We start from the raw sequence: 21,183 nt of genomic DNA, 5'->3' as shown, positions 1-21,183 counted from the left end.
TTATAGCACAATTTTACAGATATGAAAATTTTAACAACCGATAATTACAATTCCTCCAAAAATATCCCTAAATAAACATCAATTTGACAATGATTTGATTTGAATTTCAGGAGGCTTTCGTTTAAAAATATATTTTAATCTGAAAACTGTAATTCCTATATTTGCACCCTTAAAATACGATACATGAGAATCTCATACAATTGGTTAAAACAATTCATTAAAATAGATTTAAAATCAGAAGAAACTGCTGCTATATTAACCGATTTAGGGTTGGAAGTGGAAGTGGTTGAAAAATACCAATCGGTCCGCGGCGGATTGGAAGGTGTGGTTGTTGGTCATGTGTTGACGTGTGAAAAACATCCTGACGCCGACAGATTAAAAATTACCACCGTTGATTTAGGTGATGGTACTCCGGTGCAAATTGTTTGCGGCGCTGCCAATGTTGCTGCCGGGCAAAAAGTTCCTGTGGCTACTATCGGAACCAAATTATTTGACAAAGACGGTAACGAGTTTGAGATTAAAAAAGGAAAAATCCGCGGACAAGAAAGCCATGGTATGATTTGCGCCGAAGATGAATTGGGCTTAGGCACCAGTCACGAGGGTATTATGATATTAGACGAAAAGCTAAAACCGGGAACGCCTTGTGCTAAGGTATTCAATATCGAAAATGATGAAGTCTTCGAAATCGGTTTAACGCCCAACCGTGCCGATGCTATGTCGCATATGGGAGTTGCTCGTGATTTGCGCGCCAGTTTATTGCAAAAAAACAGCAATGTCGAATTAATCACGCCATCAGTAAGTACATTCCGCATCGACAAAAGAACCTTGAAAATTGATGTGGATGTTAAAGACAGTAAGTTAGCGCCAAGATATTGCGGTGTAACCATTTCGGGTGTAACTGTAAAAGAATCGCCGGAGTGGTTGAAAAACCGCTTGAAAGCTATCGGACTAACTCCGAAAAACAATATCGTTGACGTAACCAACTACATTTTACACGATTTAGGACAACCGTTACACGCCTTTGACGCAGCTAAAATTAATGGCAAAATCATAGTGAAAACCGTTGCAGCAGGAACCAAATTCACCACTTTAGACGAGGTAGAAAGAACTTTACACGAAGAAGATTTAATGATTTGCGACGAAAAAGGGCCGCTTTGTTTGGCTGGTGTTTTCGGCGGAAAATCTTCAGGAGTTACCGAAACAACTAATGCCATTTTCTTAGAAAGCGCTTACTTTAATCCGGTTTCCATCAGAAAATCGGCCAAAAGACATGGTTTGAATACCGATGCTTCTTTCCGTTTTGAAAGAGGCATTGACCCTAATATCACTGAGTTTGCCTTAAAACGTGCGGCACTTTTAATCAAAGAAGTCGCCGGCGGTGAAATAACATCAGACATCATCGATGTGTATCCTAAAAAAATTGAAGATTTCCCGGTATTCCTTCATTTTGAAAAAGCCAATAAATTAATCGGACAAGAATTACCGAAAGAAACCATCAAGAAAATTTTGGCTTCTCTTGACATTAAAGTAACTACGGTTTCTGATGCCGGTTTGGGTTTAATCATTCCGTCTTACCGTGTTGATGTACAACGAGAAATTGATGTGATTGAAGAAATTTTACGCGTTTACGGTTACAACAACATCAACTTCACCAAGAAATTAAATGCTACGGTAGCCAATTCGGCTCGAACTGAAGATTATAAAGTACAAAATATCGTGGCCACACAGTTGAACGGCTTAGGCTTTCATGAAATGATGGCTAACTCTTTGACTACTCCGGATTACGTTGGCTTGTCGGATATGTTGAAGGAAGAATACAATGTAATGATGTTGAATCCGTTGAGCAACGACTTATCGGCCATGCGTCAGTCATTATTATTCTCGGGACTTGAAGCCGTTTCCTATAATATCAACCGCAGAAACGGTGATTTGAAATTATTCGAATTCGGTAAAACCTATCACAAATTGCCATCGGGTTATGATGAACCGAAACACCTGACTTTATTTGTTTCCGGTAATCGCAACGCGGAAAGTTGGACCAATCCGCAAAAACCTTCCGATTTCTTTTTATTCAAAGGTTATGTAAGTTCCGTTTTAGAAAGATTAGGAATTACTAAAATCCAAAACAAACCGGCTGCTTCGGATGTCTTTGCTGAAGGTATTGCCATAGCTTCCGGGAATGATACTTTAGTAGAATTCGGAACCGTGAAGAAGTCTATTTTAAAACATTTCGATATCAAGCAGGAAGTGTTTTATGCTGATTTCAATTGGAACCTGATTTTAAAACTCATCGGTAGCAAAATTAAATTTACCGACATCCCGAAATACCCTGAAGTACGTAGAGATTTAGCCCTTTTGGTAGATGAAACAGTGGCTTTTGATGCGATTTACAACATAGCCCGTCAAACCGAAAAATCGTTGTTAAAAGCCGTGAATTTGTTTGATGTGTACCAAGGCAAAAACCTACCGGAAGGCAAAAAATCGTATGCGGTGAGTTTTACACTGCAAGACAGCTCGAAAACTTTAACCGATGAGCAGATTGACAAAATCATGAGCAAGTTGTTGAAAAACATGGAAAACGAACTGGGTGCCAGTTTACGACAATAAAAAAAAAGACCTCAAATGAGGTCTTTTTTTACATCTCATGGTAAACAAACCGGGAATATTTTTCAAAAACTTTAACAACTGTAGAAAAGTAATTTGGAAGCCGGCTTGTAAGGTTTGAAAAAAATATTTTGTAAATTTCGTTTGTGTAATTTTCAAGTTATCAACTGTTTAAAAATTTACATTATGTTGCTCCACAAGGTAAACCTCCAAGAAGAATTACTTTCCGAAAGAAAAAAACGCCAATCAGAAGCGGCCATTTTAGCACAAGTACAATCCATTTTAGCCAAGAATGAGCGGGAACGGGAAATGGTAACTGACAAGTTGCAGCGTAAAAGTTCAACAATTTCTAATGCTTTGCAATTTGATTTGCTGGAAACCGACAAAATTTTCCACATCGATCAAATCCGAAAAATTTGTGTGGATTACCGTTTGCGATTTTTAGACAGTAGTATTTTTAAAAATGAGATACCGGAAGAAGCCATTACCAAAATTCGTCATCTCGAAAAACAACACCAAACTTCACTGGAAGGCTTTAAAATCATAGCACCAAGTAAAGCTTTCCACTTGCTCAACTACGATGATCCGTTACTTTTTGTGCCTATAGGAAATAACTACTATTATTTGATTCACCAATGGGGAACCGAAATCAATCCGTGGCGCAAACTGATGGTTTTGCCTTTTAAAAATTTAGGCTATTTTACGGTAACAGCTATTCTTTTCAGTGCTTTGCTGGCGATGCTAGTTCCGGAGAATAATTTGAGCAAATCGGTACCGATGGCTTCTCTGATTGTATTCCTTTTTGCTTTTAAATCGATATTCGCCGTATTTGCTTATTACTTTTTTATGATGGGTAAAAACTTTAATGAAGAAATCTGGAAAAGGAAATACTACAATAATTAGAACAAAAAAAGCCCCGATTACTCGGGGCTTTCTATTCAATCAAAAGGAAAAATTATTTTTTCTCTTTCTTTTCCATTTCAGCTTTTAATCCGGCTAAAATATCATTGTTATCTCCTAAAGTTTGAGCCGGAGCATTGTTAGTAGAAGCTACAGTTTCAGTAGCAGCTTTAACGTTTTTCTCCTCTTCTTCTCTGAAGATAGCTGTGTGAGAAGCTACTACTCTTTTGAATTCTTTGTTGAACTCAATTACTTTGAATTGTGCTTCTTCACCTTTTTTCAATTTTTTACCGTCTTCTTTTTCTAAGTGACGAGTTGGGATAAATGCCACTACATCATCTCCGAAATCTACAGTAGCACCTTTGTCAACAATCTCAGCGATAGTTCCGTTGTGGATAGTACCTACAGCGAAAGCATCTTCATGCTTGTCCCAAGGGTTTTCAGTAGTTTGTTTGTGTCCTAAAGATAATTTACGACCTTCTACATCCAACTCTAATACTACTACGTCTAATTTATCACCTACGTTAACAAATTCAGACGGGTGTTTGATTTTCTTAGTCCAAGACAAGTCAGAGATGTACACTAAACCGTCGATTCCTTCTTCTAACTCAACAAAAATACCGAAGTTAGTAAAGTTTCTAACGATACCGGTGTGTTTAGAACCTACAGGGTATTTAGAAGTAATATCTGTCCATGGATCTTGAGTCAATTGTTTGATACCCAATGACATTTTACGATCGTCTCTGTCTAAAGTTAAGATTACTGCTTCAACAGTGTCACCTACTTTTACGAAATCTTGAGCACTTCTCAAGTGAGTTGACCAAGACATTTCAGAAACGTGGATCAAACCTTCAACACCTTCAGCTACTTCAATGAAAGCACCGTAGTCAGCAATAACCACTACTTTACCTTTCACTTTGTCACCCACTTGTAAGTTAGCATCTAAAGCATCCCAAGGGTGAGCGTTTAATTGTTTTAAACCTAATTGGATTCTTGTTTTCTCATCATCAAAGTCTAAGATAACAACGTTCAATTTTTGGTCTAACTCCAATACTTCGCTTGGGTGGTTGATTCTTGACCAAGACAAGTCGGTAATGTGGATCAATCCGTCAACACCTCCTAAATCGATGAATACACCGTAAGAAGTGATGTTTTTAACCACACCTTCTAATACTTGACCTTTTTCTAATTGACCGATGATTTCTTTTTTCTGAACTTCGATATCAGCTTCAATTAATGCTTTGTGTGATACTACAACGTTTTTGAATTCGTGGTTGATTTTTACCACTTTGAATTCCATCATTTTGTTCACATATACATCGTAATCACGGATTGGTTTCACATCAATTTGTGAACCCGGTAAGAACGCCTCGATTCCGAAAACGTCCACAATCATACCTCCTTTAGTTCTGCATTTAACAAAACCTTGAACGATTTCTCCGGTTTCATTAGCCGCGATAACACGATCCCATGATTTGATAGTTCTTGCTTTTCTGTGTGACAATACCAATTGACCTGTTTTGTCCTCACGAACGTCAATCAATACCTCAACTTTGTCTCCAACTTTTAAGTTTGGATTGTAACGGAACTCATTCAAAGAAATAACTCCTTCAGATTTCGCGTTAATGTCAACAATAGCGTCTCTTTCAGTAATTCTTACTACTACACCTTCTACTACTTCTTCTTGGTCTGTTGAGATGAAAGTTTTAGTTACTAAATCTTCAAACTCTTGCAAGTTTTTTTCATCTACAGCGTCAATACCTTCGGCATAGTTGTGCCAGTTAAATTCATTTAAAAACGCTTCTTGTTCTTTGTTTAATACAGCCATGCTGATAAAAAAATTTGTATGCTATGTTGCCAGAGTTTCTTGATGCGAACACAAACACAGCAGTGTTAGTTTTAAATTGGTAATCCCTAATGGAAACTCTACTCCGCCAAAAGGTGTGCAAAAGTAATCATAATTTCTTAATTACAAAACAATTACCTCAGAAAAAACAACTTATTCCCGCTTGATTTTCAGGAGCGAATGGCTCGGGCTTTCTTGGTTTCCCTTTTCCTGTCATCCACGCTACATGGTAGCTCGCTCCTGCCAGGGCTAAACAGGAGTCAAATGGCTTTCTTGGCCACAAAAAAACCTGACAAGTTTACAACTTATCAGGTTTCATTTTTATAGTTAACACTTTTAAATTAATGACTCACATTAGCCACCGCATTCGGATCGTGTTTGTGTTTGAATAGCACGGCAAACAATACGGCTATCACTAAAGAGTAAGCGGCAAAAGCCAACCAGATACTGTGCCAATCTCTGGCACCGTCGTGGGTAAAAAATTTGTCTATTGCCCAACCTGAAGTAAAACTTCCTAAAACTGCTCCAAAGCCATTGGTCATCATCATAAACAATCCTTGAGCTGAGGAACGAATTTTGGCATTGGTAGACGTTTCTACGAACAATGATCCTGAAATATTGAAGAAATCGAAAGCCATTCCGTAAACGATACAAGACAAAATAATCATCCACAAACCATCGGTTGGGTTCCCGAAAGCGAACAAACCAAAACGCAATACCCAAGCCAACATCGAAATCAACATTACTTGTTTGATCCCAAATCGCTTTAAGAAAAACGGAATTGCTAAAATAAACAAGGTTTCTGAAACCTGGGAAATCGACATTATGATAGTAGAATATTTCACTACAAACGAATCGGCATATTCAGGCACATTTTTGAATTCATCTAAAAATACATCGCCATAGGCATTAGTCAACTGCAAAGCACCACCCAAAAACATAGAGAAGATAAAGAACAATGCCATCTTATAGGTACCAAACAACTTAAAGGCTTCCAACCCCAAAGATTCCACAAACGAAGCCTTTTCGCCTTTGGTGTGTTGTGGTTTACATTGTGGTAAAGTAAAAGCATACAATCCTAACAAAACAGCCGCAATTCCGGCTATGTAAAACTGATAAGCTGTAGCCTTGTTTCCGGTTAAGTTGGTCAACCACATGGCGGCAATAAAACCAATAGTTCCCCAAACACGAATAGGCGGAAAATCTTTTACCACATCGCTGTCGGCACTGTTTTTCAAAGCGGTATAAGAAATGGAATTAGAAAGCGCAATGGTTGGCATATAGCAACACATTGCTACCAACATTACATAAATAAAATTATCCGGTGTAGTAACTTGCGGTAAGTAAAATAAAACTAAAGCATAAAGTATGTGCAAAATCCCGTAAAGTCGTTCGGCATTCACCCAACGGTCGGCTATGATTCCGGTTAAAGTCGGCATAAACAACGACGCAATTCCCATCGTTCCGAATACCAATCCGAATTGGGTTCCGTCCCATTGTTTAGTGCCGAACCAAAAGTTGGCAATGGTAATAAGCCAAGCACCCCAAACAAAGAACTGAAAGAAGTTCATGGCAATTAATCTGTTTTTTATACTCATAAATAATAGTTTTTGGTTTTAGTAAATAACAACCCGTAAATCTACTATTTATATTGAGAAAAAAAAATATTTACAACGATTTCGAGACTTGGTCCACTAAGGCTAAGACTGCCTCAAATTGTTCCTCTCGGGTAAGTGCGGAATTGTCGATCTCGATAGCGCCGTCGGCCATAACCAAAGGCGAATCATCTCTGTGGGTATCTATGTAATCGCGCTCCTCTACATTTTTCAAAACAGCTTCAAAGGACACCTCTTGTCCTTTGGCTAGCAATTCATCATAACGTCTTCGGGCACGGGTTTCCGGACTGGCCGTCATAAACACCTTAAGTTCGGCATCGGGAAACACCACTGTTCCTATGTCGCGACCGTCCATTACAATGCCTTTATCTTTGCCCATTTGTTGTTGTTGTTCGACCAATTTGGCTCTGACTTCCGAAACCTCAGCAATCTTGCTCACATAACCGGAAACTTCTATGGTACGAATTGCCGCTTCGACATTCTCACCATTCAAATACATTTCGGCAAAACCCAACTCAGGATTGAACTCAAAATGCAATTTGATAAACGGCAAACTGTTGATTAAGGTTTGTTTGTCAAAAAAATCGGGACCAATACAACCGTTCTGCATGGCAAAATATGTCACCGCACGGTACATAGCACCGGAATCTACATAAACATATCCTAAATGTTTGGCCAATTGCTTGGCTAAAGTGCTTTTTCCGGTGGAAGAAAATCCGTCGATGGCTATGGTAATTTTTTTGCTCACAATATTATTTTTTTTGCTGTTCGCGAACCTCAGTTTTTAATATCGGTTCCCCGAAAAATCTATCGTCAAACCAAACAAACTGGTGTTGGCCGCCAAAGTATATCTCGAATACGAATAATTAAATTTCAAGTTGTTGATTTTTAAGCCAAATCCAACGGACAATCCGGAGAAATTTCGCTGCTCTAAAATACGCAATTCTTCGGCTCTACGGAAATTATAGCCTAAGCGAATGTTGAACCCTTTGTCGGGAAACAATTCGGCACCCACAATCACGTGACGCAGAGCGTTATTAAAGAACGATACTTTTTCGGGCGTTGAACCGCCGTCCAAATTCCCTTCTGCCCTATTCGGATTGGCAAATGCCAACTGCCATTGCTGCATGTTTTCTAAGGTCAAATGCCAACGAATCGGGACATTTTCCATCAACTGAGAAACTCCGATTAGCACTTCCAAAGGCAACTTCTCTCGGGTTTCGGCATAAGGTGTAATTTGGGTTCCGATATTTCTGATGGCTATAGCCCAATTAACATCATTTCGGGTATCAATAAACAAAGCACCAATATCAATAGCGGCACCAAAGGAATTATAGCTCTCCAAAGAAGAAGAAATCAGCTTGGCATTGGCTCCAATATACAAATCGGTAAACGGCACATTGTAAGCATAACCAAAACTAAGCGCGATTTCACTACCGGTAAAACTGGCCGTTTGTTGACCATTCTCATCGTATCCTTCAAACTTCCCGTAATTCACATAGTTTACACCACCGAAAAAAGTTTGCACATGACGGTCATAAGTATACGCATAAGAAGCAGTTCCGTAAGTTACTTCACCAAAATAGCTGCCGTAATTCAGCGCCAATTTGTTATCCATTTCGGCATTAATACAAGCCGGATTGAAATGCGCTTGATTAACATCTTGGTCGTAAAATGTAATCACTTTACCACCAATAGCGGCTTGACGTGGTGAAGTAACCAAATTTAGAAATTGGTATACCGATTGACCGCCAACTTGTCCGAAACCGACCAAACCGACGAGGCAAAAGACAATACAAATGATTTTTCTAAACATTAAAACAAGCTTATGGCAATTACTATAACGGAAATGCGAAGATATTATTTTATATCGGAGGAAAAAAGTTAATAAAAAAGGCATGAGCGTTGGTATCACTCATGCCTTATAATTATTTATAAAATGACTTACAGTTTTTTGGCATTTTTGACCTTTTGTTGGGTCAAGGCAATATCAATCACATCTTTCATCTCTTTAACGTAATGAAAAGTCAAGCCTTCTAAATATTCCGGTTTGATTTCATCAATATCACTTTTGTTTTCCTGACAAAGGATTATCTCTTTGATGTTTGCTCTCTTTGCCGCTAAGATTTTTTCTTTGATCCCGCCAACCGGCAATACTTTTCCTCGCAAGGTGATTTCTCCTGTCATGGCTAAATCTTTTTTCACTTTGCGTTGGGTGTATAAAGAAACCAATGAGGTCAGCATGGCAATACCGGCGCTTGGTCCGTCTTTAGGCGTGGCACCTTCCGGTACGTGTAAATGGATATTGTATTTGCCGATAATTTCGTTATCAAGACCAAAAAGTTCAGCATTGGCTTTGATATATTCGAGGGCAATCGTGGCTGATTCCTTCATAACTGTTCCCAAATTCCCGGTTAACGTTAAAGTGCCTTTTCCCGGAGAAATCAAGGACTCGATAAATAGTATATCTCCACCAACTGAAGTCCAAGCCAAACCGGTAACTACTCCGGCCACATCATTGCTTTCGGATTTGTCTCGGGTTAACTTTGGTGCGCCTAAAATGGCTACTATATCTTCATCGGTTACTTTTTTATTGTACTCTTCTTCCATGGCGACCGATTTGGCTGCATTTCGAATAACTTGTGCTATTTTAGCTTCCAAACTTCGAACACCGGATTCACGAGTGTAACCTTCCACAATTTTCTCCAATTGTTTTTTGCCGATAGACAAATCTTTGGTGGTTAAACCATGTTCTTTTAATTGTTTCGGCAATAAGTGTTGGCGTGCGATTTCGATTTTTTCTTCGATAGTATAGCCTGTCATTTTAATCACTTCCATACGGTCTTTCAAAGCCGGTTGTATTGTAGCCATATTGTTGGAAGTAGCGATAAACATCACTTTCGACAAGTCGTAGCCCATTTCCAAAAAGTTATCGTAGAACTCTTTGTTTTGTTCCGGATCCAACACTTCCAATAAAGCCGACGACGGATCGCCTTGGTGACTGCTCGACAATTTATCAATTTCATCCAACACGAATACCGGATTAGAGGTACCGGCTTTTTTCAAGCTTTGGATAATTCTTCCGGGCATCGCACCGATGTATGTTTTTCGGTGACCGCGAATTTCAGCTTCATCTCGCAATCCGCCCAAAGAAATCCGCACATATTCTCTACCTAAGGCTTCCGCTATCGATTTACCGATAGACGTTTTACCAACACCCGGAGGTCCGGTTAAGCAAATGATAGGCGATTTCATATCGTTGCGCAATTTGAGTACGGCCAAATGTTCGATGATGCGTTTTTTAACATCTTCCAATCCAAAATGGTCGCGGTCTAATATTTTTTGAGCCCGTTTTAAGTCGAAATTGTCTTGAGAATATTCGTTCCAAGGCAATTCTAAGAACAGCTCTAAATAATTTCTTTGGATACCAAAATCGGGCGCTTGCGGATTCATACGCTGTAACTTCGACACTTCTTTTTCAAAATGCTTGGCTGTTTTCTCGTCCCATTTTTTGGTTTTTGCTTTTTGTCGCATTTCTTCGATTTCCTGTTCATAGGAAACGCCACCCAATTCTTCCTGAATGGTTTTCATTTGTTGGTGCAGGAAATATTCGCGTTGTTGTTGGTCGAGGTCAAATCTTACTTTCGATTGGATATCGTTTTTCAATTCTAACTTTTGCAACTCTACGTTCATAAAACGCAAGGTTTCCAAAGCCCTGTCTTTTAAGATATTAATCGACAACAAATCCTGTTTCTCTTTTACCGTAAGGTTCATATTAGAGGAAACAAAATTGATTAGGAAAGATTGGCTTTCAATATTTTTAATGGCGAAAGTGGCTTCAGTCGGAATGTTCGGACTTTCCTTGATAATTTCGATGGCCAATTCACGTATTGAATCTACTATGGCTTGAAATTCGGTGTCGTTTTCATTCGGACGTTTTTCTTCCACTTCCTTAATAACCGCTCTTAAATAGGGATTTTCGGCCGTAACCGTATCTATTTCGAATCGCTTTTTCCCTTGTAAAATAACGGTTACATTACCGTCGGGCATTTTTAACACCCTCAAAATCTGAGCTACAGTTCCAACCGAGTGAATATCGTTTTTAGTCGGATCTTCTACTTCTTCATTCTTTTGCGCTACGACACCGATGATTTTGTTTCCGGCGTTGGCATCATTAATCAGTTTGATTGATTTATCTCTTCCGGCAGTAATCGGAATCACTACGCCCGGAAATAAAACGGTATTTCGCAAAGGCAAGATAGGCAGTGAGTTGGGCAACTCTTCTTTGTTCATTTCCTCTTCGTCTTCCGGGGTTAAAAGCGGAATCAAATCGGTTTCGGCATCGAACTCTTGCAATGACAGATTGTCAAGTGTTAAAATATTGTGGTTTCGCATGTGGCGTTTAATTTAGTCTGTGTGACATTAAAAAATAATGATATACAAATGTAAAACATCTTTAAGTAGCTGAAAACTAATATTGATGTATTAACATAAGATTAGAACTTATTCGTTTTTAAACTCTAATAGCAATAAGCCGGTGTGATAAGTCAATGATTATGCCACAAAAAAAATCCGCCAAATTGACGGATTTAAAATATTGTAAACACTAATGTTAATTGTATTCCACATCAAAAGTACCTGCGGTTACTTGTTTGGTAGTATTTGTAGTGAAATTGTATGCCTCATAACTAAACGTTCCTTTGATTCTGGTGGCAGTTTTAGAGATAATGGTTACCGTTCCTGATTGTGCTACATACAACAATCCGTCTTGAATTGAACTACCCCCAAAGTTAGCGGTATTTGTATCAAAACTGTATGTTCCAACAGCAATACTGTAAGGAATTCTGAGGCCAACATTATCATCGTTAGCATTTTGAGAACCTACAATACTGATAGCAACCGGAGCAAATGGAGATTCATTAGCAAGGATTTGCACCACATCAATTTGATCTTCCACAAAATCAACACCGTCAAACTTAGCAGAGAAAGTATCGTCTGTTACAGGCGTGCTGTCTGATTCGTAAGGGATATTTTCGAAAACACCGTTCGAAAATACTGTTGGTAAAATATTAGTTACCAATGTATCCGACCAATAACCGGTAAAATTGAAGGTTCCTGAAATGGTTTTGTTAACTGTATCAATCTCGGTTATGGTAATAGAACCGGTGTCTGCTTGAGCATTATCAGGGTTAATACTCCAATAGCCATACTCAGAATTAGCCGGTGTATACACCAAAAGATTAGCATTAGCAGGATAAGTTCCGGTGCTTGTTGCTAAAACTTGAAATCCAAAACCTTCACCGTTAGAGCCTCTGAAACCAACAATTGATATTACTCCATTGGTAATATCGGCTTGAGCAGAAGTAGCATTCCAAGTACTACCGCTAAAATCGGCTTTAAAAACTACCGGTCCGCCATTATTGCCACCACCACCAAAATTATCTAAATCGATGGCCGGATCAATTGGTTCGTTATCACATGAAGTAAAGGTAAAAGCTGTAAGGATGAGGAAAATCCCGGTTAAAAATTTTATGTTTTTCATTTTGATTGGTAAATTTTTTCCAAATATAATTGATTTATTTATTTCTCAAGGCTTTTTTAGGAACTCTGAATAACAGAATTAAGCCAATGATAAAAAAGGCGCCTAAAAACACTATGGCATTTCGCATACTACCGGTAATTTGATCAATGATACCGTAAATCGACATACCGATTACAATACCGACTTTTTCGGTTACATCATAAAAGCTAAAAAACGAAGTAGTGTCTTTGGTTTCAGGTAACAATTTAGAATAAGTGGAACGTGCCAATGATTGAATACCACCCATAACCAAGCCCACAAAACCGGCTATCGTGTAAAATTCAACCGGCTTTTCTACAAAATAGGCAAAAACGCAAAGTATGGCCCAAAAAGCATTAAGAAAAATTAAGGTATTGAGATTTCCGTATTTGTCTGATGCCCTTGACGTCAGAAAAGCACCCAATACGGCTACCAATTGGATTACCAAAATACTGATTATCAAACCCATTGTTTTTTGTTCGGGTGTTTCCCATGCAATTTCAGTAGCACCAAAATAGGTAGCTACCAGCATTACCGTTTGCACTGCCATTATGAAAACAAAATAGCTGTACAGATAGCGTTTCAAAGCCAAGTTTTCTTTTAACTGATGCCAAACCAGCTTTAATTCTCGGAATCCTTTGAAGATAAAGTCATTCGTCATTTTGACGTTGTTTCTAGTGCCTTTGGGTAAATAATAATAGGTAATATGACTAAAGCTAATCCACCAAACACCAACTGTAACGAAAGAGATTCGCATGGCTTCCATATCGTCTGAAATGAAAAAAGTATCGGGAAACATCACCATAGCCAAGTTAAAAACCAGCAAAAGTGTACTACCAAGGTAGCCCATTGAAAAACCTCTTGCACTCACTCGGTCTTGTTGTTCAGGAAATGCAATATCCGGCAAATAGGAATTGTAAAAAACCAAACTCGACCAAAAACCAATCAAACCGAAATAATAAAAAATATAACCTGTGATTAGGTTATCAAAATCAAACCAATACAAGCCGATACAAGACAAACCACCTAAGTAACAAAAGAAACGTAAAAAACTCTTTTTATTGCCGACATAATCAGCAATACCTGATAAAATAGGCGAAAACAATGCTACAATTAAAAAAGCAAATGCGGTTACAAAACTAATCATCGCAGTAGCCTTGACATCTGTACCACAAAACGAAACAGTATCTCGATGGTTATTTTTAAATAAGTTTTCGTAGTAAATCGGGAAGACCGCCGAGGCGATAACCAAACTGTAAACGGAATTGGCCCAATCGTAAAATGCCCAAGCATTTAGTAATTTAGGATGACCTTTAGGAAGTGTTGCCATAATCTTGCTTTAAATAAAAAAATCCTGTCTCGACTTTACAAGACAGGATTCAAATATAAACTAATTTTATTATCTAAATGTTACCCCGAACTTTGCCGCTTGCGCTTTGGCTTTGGGAATCAATTTTTTAAGATTAGCAATTCTGGTGGCATCTGAAGGGTGAGTACTTAAAAGCTCTGCCGGAGCTGAACCGCCGGATTTGGCCGACATTCTTTCCCAAAAAGCAATAGATGTTTCCGGATTATAACCGGCTATAGCCATCAAAGTCAACCCAATTTCATCTGCTTCGGTTTCGTGACTTCTGCTAAAGGGCAACATACCTCCTACTGTAGATCCGATACCGTATGCTTGCATTACCAAGGCTTGTGTTTCGGCACTTTTTCCGCCAACAGCTGCTTGCGCTAAACCGGCACCTACTTGTTGGGCTAAACCGGCACTCATTCTTTGTTGACCGTGGTTGGCCAAAGCATGAGCTACTTCATGTCCCATAACCGTTGCCATACCCGCTTCGTCCTTGCAAATTGGTAAAATACCTGAATAGAAAACAATTTTTCCGCCGGGCATACACCATGCATTGACTTCTTTATTGTCAACCAATTTGTATTCCCATGCATACCCTTGGAGTTCTCCTATTGTTCCTCTGGACTGCAGCAATTTTTCGGCAGCAGCTCTGATTTTCATTCCAACGGTTTCTACTCGCTTGGCATCGGCTGTACCGGTTATGACTTTATTAGTCTTTAAAAATTCACCGTACTGATTAAATGATGAAGCAAAGATTTCTGAATTGGGTACAAAAGCTAAAGTTTTCTTTCCCGTTACCGGATTAGTGGCACAGGCAATTGCTATCAATACCAATAACAAAATGCCTAAAAAAGGTCCTTTTTTCATAATCAAACAATTTTAGTTTGACAAAGTTAAACAAACGATTAGCCAATCAGATGCAACTCGGTAAAATCTTTATCAATTATTAAGGAATTATCGCCGTTTAAATGCAATTTATCCAGAGCTATCTTTTCGTTATCAACTTCCACTTTTTTTACTTTAAAAGGCAATCCTTTTAAGTTGATTTTGAATTGTGAATAAGTGGTTTCAAAAGTACCTTCTTGGTGTTGTTGAATAATCAACTCTTTCTCCTTACCATTCAAATTGAAAGTTCTCAAACAGAAGCGACCTTTATTGTAATCATAACCGTCTTGCGCATCTTCATAAACGGTTGACTTTTCTTTACCGAATTTATAATAAACATCCAAAATCAGTTCTTCAATTTGTTTTTCTCCAACGTATTGCTGTACCGGATATTTCGGGATAATAGCTCCTTCTTTAACAAAAATCGGGATTTCATCGAATTGGGTATTCACCCACAACTCTTTTTTACCTTCAATTACTTCATTGGTCCAGAAGTTATACCAATTGCCTTGGGGCAAATACATACGACGCCCTAAAGCATTCGGCTCCAAAATCGGACAAACCAAAATTTGGTTCCCGAAAATAAACTCATCGGTTCTGTAGTGCGTTTGAAAATCGTCCTGATCATAATAAACTAAAGGCTTCAACATGGGAACACCTTCATTCACATACTGCCAAAACATGGTGTATAAATAAGGCAACAATTGGTAGCGAAGCTCAATAAATTTTCGGGTAATATCGATTACTTCTTCTCCGAATGACCAAGGTTCTTGTTCGCCGTGATCTCCGGAAGAATGCGTTCTGCAAAACGGATGAAATACGCCTAACTGTATCCAACGGGCATACAATTCGCCCGAAGGTTGCTCGGCAAAACCACCGATATCCGAACCTGTAAAGCCCATCCCCGACATCGACATCCGTTGCATTTGAATGTTAGCAATCCACAAATGTTCCCAACTGGCTACGTTATCACCGGTCCAAGAAGAAGTGTAACGTTGCGCTCCGGAATAAGCGGAACGGGTTATGATAAAAGGTCTTTTCGGATAGGCAAATCGCTTCACGCCTTCATAAGTGGCACGTGCCATTTGGGTACCGTAAATATTATGTGCTTTGCGGTGACTGCACGGATTACCATCGTAATCATGGCGAACGTCATTGGGAAACGTTTTTCCGGGCACGTCCATAACCGCAGGTTCGTTCATATCGTTCCAAACTCCTTTTACGCCAATTTCCGAAATCAATTCTTTGAACAATCCTGCCCACCATTCGCGGACTTCCGGTTTGGTATAATCCGGGAAATTACATTCACCCGGCCAGACTTTGCCTTTCATAAACGGACCGTCAGCTCTTTTACAGAAATAATCGTTTTTCAACGCTTCCTGATATACCCAATAGTCTTTATCAATTTTGATTCCGGGATCTATGATGACTACCGTTTTAAAACCATCTTTAGCCAATTCGGCCACCATGCGTTTGGGTTCCGGAAAATACTCTTTGCTCCAAGTGAAGCAACGGAAACCTTCCATATAATCAATGTCCAAATATATGGCATCACATGGTATGCGCAACTCTCTGAATTTTCCGGTGATTTCTTTCACCTTACTTTCCGGATAATAACTCCATTTGCATTGGTGATAACCCAAAGTCCACATAGGCGGTAACTCGGGTTTTCCGGTTAAGTGCGTGTAATTCACAACCACATCGCTCATTTTCGGACCGTAGAAAAAATAGTAGTTCATTTCACCACCTTCAGCCCAAAAACTGGTAACATTGCGACGCTCGTGACAAAAATCAAAAAATGTTCTGAAAGTATTGTCAAAGAAAATACCGTAAGCTTTTTGGTGGTGTAAACCGATATAAAAAGGCACTACTTTGTACAGCGGCTCTTGGTCTTTGTGGAAAGCGTATTGGTCGGTAGCCCAATTTTCGACACGTTTGCCTTTCAAGTTTAAATGCGTAGGCTTGTCGCCTAATCCGTAGAAACTTTCGCCGTCTTTGGACACTTTACTCATCTTTACTATGTTGCCGCCGTGCTCATAACACTCTTCCCAATGAAAACCGAGTTCGTCTTCTAAAATGGTAAAGCCGTCAATGTCATAAATCGAAATCTTTAAGTCTTTCTTTTGAACTCTGCAAAAAACTTTGCTGGTTTTGATTTGATAAAACTCGGATTCTTCCGTAACCTCTAATTGGTTATAGCCGTGCGATTGCGTTTTATCAATGGCATACGAAAAATCGTTACTGAAATAGCCTTTAGTGGTATATCTAAATCGAATTAAGCTATCGCGAAGTATGGTGATTTTTAAAATTACATTATTGTCCGTATTGAAATAAATACTGTCAACATCTTGTTCGAAAGAAACGATTTGCGACGGGAATTGGTCGCCTTTGTATTCCAGTTCTGTATTGGTAATCATAGTGATTTTTTAGAGTCGAGTGCCAAATTTACAAAGATGATACTCAAAATTTTACAACAGTTTCAAGTAGTTTTTAACTACAACGTTTGCGGATAATAATAAAAAAGAAGTACCACGAATTACACGTATTTTATCCCATAAAATTGAGCCAATTCGTGTAATTCGTGGTCTAAAGTAAAGCTAAGAAATTTTGTAAACCGATACCCCTAAAGGCGGCAAAGTCAACTCCGCTGAAAAATCTCGGAAATTCCAAGCTTGTTTGTCTATTTTGATTGGTTTGGCATTCAAGACTCCGCTTCCGCCGTATTCGGTATTATCCGAATTGAAGACTTCAACTAACTTTCCTTGAGTAGGTAACCCGATGCGGTAATTTTCGTGAACGACCGGCGTAAAGTTGGCCACTACGATTAAATCGTTTTTCGGATTTACACCTTTGCGAATGTAAGCCAACACCGAGTTCTCGTTATCGGAATAATTAATCCATTCAAAACCATCGGCGTGAAATTGCTGCTCGTACAAAGCCGGATGACTTTTGTATAACGCATTCAAATCGGTAATGCATTTTTTGATGCCTTGATGGTACCCAAACTGCAACAAATGCCAATCCAAACTGCTTTCAAAATTCCACTCACCACTTTGCCCGAATTCGGCGCCCATAAACAAAAGCTTGGTTCCCGGATGCGTAAACATATAGCCGTACAACAAGCGTAAATTGGCAAAACGCTGCCATTCATCGCCGGGCATTCTGCCTAAAATGGAATGTTTTCCGTAAACCACTTCATCATGCGACAGCGGCAACATAAAATTTTCGGTAAACGCGTAGGTCATGGAAAACGTAATGTCGTTTTGGTGGTAACGTCGGTAAATCGGTTCTTTTTTGAAATACTGCAAGGTGTCGTGCATCCAACCCATCATCCATTTCATCCCAAATCCGAGTCCGCCTAAAAATGTCGGACGCGACACCATAGGGAAACTGGTACTTTCCTCGGCTATCGTTTGCACATCCGGAAAGGCACTGTAAACGGCTTCATTAAAATCTTTTAAGAAACTAATGGTATCCAGGTTTTCACGACCGCCGTAAATGTTGGGTTCCCATTCGCCGTCTTTGCGGGAATAGTCTAAGTACAACATTGAAGCTACGGCATCTACGCGCAACCCATCGACATGGTATTGGTGCAACCAAAAAATAGCGTTACTAATTAGGAACGAACGCACTTCATTGCGGCCGTAATTGAACACCAAGCTCTTCCAATCGGGATGAAATCCTTTTCTTCTGTCGGGATGTTCGTATAAGTTAGAACCGTCAAAAAAGCCTAATCCGTGTGCATCTTCCGGAAAATGCGACGGCACCCAATCAAGGATAACGCCAACACCGGCTTGGTGCAATTGATCTACCAACAACATAAAATCTTGCGGTTTCCCGAAACGGGAAGTAGGTGCAAAATAACCCACCAATTGATAACCCCAAGACGGATCATACGGATATTCCATCACCGGCATAAACTCGACATGCGTGAAACCGGTTTCTTTGACGTAAGCCACTAATTCGTCGGCCATTTCTACATACGTCAGGAATTTGCCTTCGGCATTGCGGCGCCATGAACCCAAATGGACTTCATACACCGAAAACGGCTTATCCAAGCCATTTTTGTCTTTGCGGTTGTCCATCCATTTTTTGTCCATCCATTTGTACTCTAAGTCCCAAATAACTGAAGCAGTTTGTGGCGGATGCTCGCAAAACAAAGCAAATGGGTCGGCTTTCTCGGTAATAATGCCTTCGTTATTGGATTGGATTTTGTATTTGTAGCGTGTGCCTTTGTCGATGCCGGGAATAAATCCTTCCCAAATGCCCGAGCCGTCCCAACGCACGTTGAGTTGGTGCTCGCCTTGGATCCAGTAATTAAAATCGCCTACTACCGAAACCGAACGTGCGGCCGGTGCCCAAACGGCAAAATACACGCCTTTCACACCATTGACTTCCGTTAGGTGAGCTCCCAGTTTTTCATATAATCGAAAATGCTTTCCGGCTTTGAACAAATCGATGTCGAAATCGGTAAAAAGCGAGTGTACTTGTACTTGGTTCATGTTGTTATTTTTATAGTTAATGGCACTTTTGCCGCTAATATCTACAGTGTCACCCTGAGCTTGTCGAAGGGTTTGAAGCGATTGGTCAGCGCTTCCTTGTTATCCATATTCCCGCTTTCTGTGCTACGCGGTAGCACTGCCAATCGGGGCTAAGCGGATTTTGTCTTTTGTTTCAGTGGCCTTTCCACTATAGCCCCGATTGGAGCGAAAATCCTTTTTGTGTCAGCAAAAAGATTGGAGCGGAAAGCGAGAATGACGCTTCCTGTAACGGCCCAAGCGATTCGCTTTCCCTTTTAATAATTCATGATACTCTGTATGCCGCGCAACGGAATCACCGCCCAACGCGGACGGGAATTGAGTTCATAGCCGAGTTCGTACACCGCTTTTTCTAGCAGGCAGTACTTGAGTAAAAACTCAATTTCATGCGTATAACCTATATTCAAATTGCCCGATTGCGCTTTGTCGATATAGGTTTCCAAAAACGCACCAACAAAATAATGGAACAAGATTTCGGCCGCTTGGAACAACTGGTCTTGGTCGTACGGATATTTGTCTTTGTTATTGAAAATCGTGGCGTAAATGGCGTAATGAAACGAGCGGAACAAACCGGCTACATCTTTGAGCGGCGGTTGTTTCACTTTACGGTCGCGTATGGTGCTTTCGGGTTCGCCTTCAAAATCGAGGATGTAAAAATCGTCGCCGTTCACCAAAATTTGCCCCAAGTGATAATCGCCGTGGATGCGAATGCGCTCTGATTTCATTTTGGTCCAATCGAAATCGACAAAGTGTTTGCGGACGATTTTTTTATTTTCCATAAACTGATGCGCGAGTTCGAGTGCCAGTCCGTCGAGTTTGTGCAAACTGTTTTCGATGATGTTCAATCGGTTTTGGAACTGATACAACATACGGTTTTTGAGCCAAACGGTGTAATCGCCGTTGTAAGTGGTTGGTGTGAATGCCGTGTCGTGTATATCGCCGCCTAACGCGATGTGCATTTCAGCCGTACGCTTGGCCAAGGTTTGCAAACGCAGGAACAAACTCAATCCAACCCAATCGATAATTTCCGGTGGAATATCATTAATCCTCATGCGTTTGAACATCGGAATATCAGGGAGTTTTTCAATCTTAATTTTTTTGTTTTTCAAGTTCGAAAAAACACCATCAATTTCCTCCAACATAAATTTCCAAGCATCGCCTTGGTTCGGCACCAATTCCTGCATTAAACCTAAAGTAATGTTCCCTTCGGGCAATGCCAAATTGATACTTCCGGTATAAGCCGGTGAACTTTTAAAATGCATACGCTCGGTTAGGAAACGACTGATTTCGTAATCGGGGTTGGTACTCACATAAATGCGGCGGAAAATTTTGAGCACAAAAGCGTCATTGAAAATAATAGACGTATTGCTTTGTTCCAAGCCCATGAATTTGGACGACTTGTATTCTTTATCGTTAAACTGTGTGCCTTTGTGGAAAATCAACTTCAGTTCCGGATTTTCAGTGGCTTGGACGATGTTATCAAACAAAAGTTTGCGGAAATCTTCCTGGTGCAAAGCATCCACCAAATAGCCTTCGATAGGGCCAAATTTAGCCGGCGAGATGATGGTACTCGTATCCAATTCCTCCGACGTCATGAAGGCCAACGGCATAAAATAATGTTGGTAAAACGCTTCCTTGAAATTCACTTCGAGCAAAACCCCGTAATAGGTATTTTTCTTAGACGTGATTTTAAAATGATCTACGACTTCGATATACTTTAACGTACTCGCCTTTCCGCCATACCAACGTTTGTTGATGATGTAATTCTCGAGGATATCAGAAGCAAAGACTTTGATAAACTCCTCGTCGGTAAAGGCATTTTTCCACTCCGATTTGAACTTAAACGGATTGGCGAAGGTGTCTTGGTTAGCGTTTTCCATACG

General features: G+C 39.8%; 13 protein-coding genes. 2 read left to right on the top strand and 11 right to left on the bottom strand.

The window, feature by feature from the left end; translation table 11 throughout:
* Positions 1 to 183 precede the first annotated feature (183 nt).
* Together pheT and ACJG85_RS06775 are read left to right on the top strand one after the other, a co-directional pair.
* Entirely contained in the window at positions 184 to 2,607 is a 2,424-nt protein-coding gene (gene pheT / locus ACJG85_RS06780; RefSeq protein ID WP_412463644.1) for a phenylalanine--tRNA ligase subunit beta, read from the top strand.
* Between the two features lie 183 nt (positions 2,608 to 2,790).
* A complete protein-coding gene (locus ACJG85_RS06775; protein WP_412463643.1) occupies positions 2,791 to 3,507 on the top strand; it encodes a hypothetical protein in 717 nt (238 codons plus the stop codon).
* Positions 3,508 to 3,559: 52 nt separating this feature from the next.
* Here ACJG85_RS06775 and rpsA read toward each other — a convergent pair whose 3' ends face one another.
* From rpsA to ACJG85_RS06720, 11 genes are all read right to left on the bottom strand, one after another.
* Complete coding sequence (gene rpsA / locus ACJG85_RS06770) at positions 3,560 to 5,332, bottom strand: 30S ribosomal protein S1 (protein ID WP_412475973.1); 1,773 nt, start codon at positions 5,330 to 5,332, stop codon at positions 3,560 to 3,562.
* Positions 5,333 to 5,691: 359 nt separating this feature from the next.
* Complete coding sequence (locus tag ACJG85_RS06765) at positions 5,692 to 6,948, bottom strand: nucleoside permease (RefSeq protein ID WP_412463641.1); 1,257 nt, start codon at positions 6,946 to 6,948, stop codon at positions 5,692 to 5,694.
* Between the two features lie 70 nt (positions 6,949 to 7,018).
* A complete protein-coding gene (gene cmk / locus ACJG85_RS06760) occupies positions 7,019 to 7,714 on the bottom strand; it encodes a (d)CMP kinase (RefSeq protein ID WP_412475972.1) in 696 nt (231 codons plus the stop codon).
* 36 nt (positions 7,715 to 7,750) lie between these two features.
* A complete protein-coding gene (porQ, locus tag ACJG85_RS06755; protein ID WP_409677657.1) occupies positions 7,751 to 8,782 on the bottom strand; it encodes a type IX secretion system protein PorQ in 1,032 nt (343 codons plus the stop codon).
* Positions 8,783 to 8,910: 128 nt separating this feature from the next.
* Positions 8,911 to 11,361, bottom strand: a complete 2,451-nt coding sequence (lon, locus tag ACJG85_RS06750; protein ID WP_409677659.1) for an endopeptidase La — start codon at positions 11,359 to 11,361, stop codon at positions 8,911 to 8,913.
* Positions 11,362 to 11,578: 217 nt separating this feature from the next.
* Positions 11,579 to 12,508, bottom strand: a complete 930-nt coding sequence (locus tag ACJG85_RS06745; protein ID WP_409677660.1) for a DUF6252 family protein — start codon at positions 12,506 to 12,508, stop codon at positions 11,579 to 11,581.
* Positions 12,509 to 12,542: 34 nt separating this feature from the next.
* Positions 12,543 to 13,856 (bottom strand): MFS transporter, encoded by a 1,314-nt coding sequence (locus tag ACJG85_RS06740; protein ID WP_409677662.1) that lies wholly within the window; start codon positions 13,854 to 13,856, stop codon positions 12,543 to 12,545.
* A gap of 69 nt (positions 13,857 to 13,925) precedes the next feature.
* A complete protein-coding gene (locus tag ACJG85_RS06735) occupies positions 13,926 to 14,744 on the bottom strand; it encodes a M48 family metallopeptidase (protein ID WP_409677664.1) in 819 nt (272 codons plus the stop codon).
* Positions 14,745 to 14,782: 38 nt separating this feature from the next.
* The gene (locus ACJG85_RS06730; RefSeq protein WP_409677666.1) at positions 14,783 to 17,179 is read right to left on the bottom strand and encodes a glycoside hydrolase family 31 protein; all 2,397 of its coding nucleotides are present in this window, start codon (positions 17,177 to 17,179) and stop codon (positions 14,783 to 14,785) included.
* Positions 17,180 to 17,359: 180 nt separating this feature from the next.
* Positions 17,360 to 19,264 (bottom strand): 1,4-alpha-glucan branching protein GlgB, encoded by a 1,905-nt coding sequence (gene glgB, locus ACJG85_RS06725; RefSeq protein WP_412475971.1) that lies wholly within the window; start codon positions 19,262 to 19,264, stop codon positions 17,360 to 17,362.
* 293 nt (positions 19,265 to 19,557) lie between these two features.
* Entirely contained in the window at positions 19,558 to 21,180 is a 1,623-nt protein-coding gene (locus ACJG85_RS06720) for a maltokinase N-terminal cap-like domain-containing protein (RefSeq protein WP_412475970.1), read from the bottom strand.
* Between the last annotated feature and the right edge of the window lie 3 nt (positions 21,181 to 21,183).

The sequence above is a fragment of the Flavobacterium mekongense genome, assembly GCF_047038255.1.
Lineage (GTDB): Bacteria > Bacteroidota > Bacteroidia > Flavobacteriales > Flavobacteriaceae > Flavobacterium > Flavobacterium mekongense.
The sequence above is the reverse complement of the archived record's forward strand: the minus strand, read 5'-3'. Positions and strand labels throughout refer to the sequence as shown.

Excerpts from the sequence above, each read along its gene's own strand:
- pheT (WP_412463644.1), top strand. The coding sequence starts at position 184 with ATGAGAATCTCATACAATTGGTTAAAACAATTCATTAAAATAGATTTA.
- ACJG85_RS06775 (WP_412463643.1), top strand. The coding sequence starts at position 2,791 with ATGTTGCTCCACAAGGTAAACCTCCAAGAAGAATTACTTTCCGAAAGA.
- rpsA (WP_412475973.1), bottom strand. The coding sequence starts at position 5,332 with ATGGCTGTATTAAACAAAGAACAAGAAGCGTTTTTAAATGAATTTAAC.
- ACJG85_RS06765 (WP_412463641.1), bottom strand. The coding sequence starts at position 6,948 with ATGAGTATAAAAAACAGATTAATTGCCATGAACTTCTTTCAGTTCTTT.
- porQ (WP_409677657.1), bottom strand. The coding sequence starts at position 8,782 with ATGTTTAGAAAAATCATTTGTATTGTCTTTTGCCTCGTCGGTTTGGTC.
- lon (WP_409677659.1), bottom strand. The coding sequence starts at position 11,361 with ATGCGAAACCACAATATTTTAACACTTGACAATCTGTCATTGCAAGAG.
- ACJG85_RS06745 (WP_409677660.1), bottom strand. The coding sequence starts at position 12,508 with ATGAAAAACATAAAATTTTTAACCGGGATTTTCCTCATCCTTACAGCT.
- ACJG85_RS06740 (WP_409677662.1), bottom strand. The coding sequence starts at position 13,856 with ATGGCAACACTTCCTAAAGGTCATCCTAAATTACTAAATGCTTGGGCA.
- ACJG85_RS06735 (WP_409677664.1), bottom strand. The coding sequence starts at position 14,744 with ATGAAAAAAGGACCTTTTTTAGGCATTTTGTTATTGGTATTGATAGCA.
- ACJG85_RS06730 (WP_409677666.1), bottom strand. The coding sequence starts at position 17,179 with ATGATTACCAATACAGAACTGGAATACAAAGGCGACCAATTCCCGTCG.
- glgB (WP_412475971.1), bottom strand. The coding sequence starts at position 19,264 with ATGAACCAAGTACAAGTACACTCGCTTTTTACCGATTTCGACATCGAT.
- ACJG85_RS06720 (WP_412475970.1), bottom strand. The coding sequence starts at position 21,180 with ATGGAAAACGCTAACCAAGACACCTTCGCCAATCCGTTTAAGTTCAAA.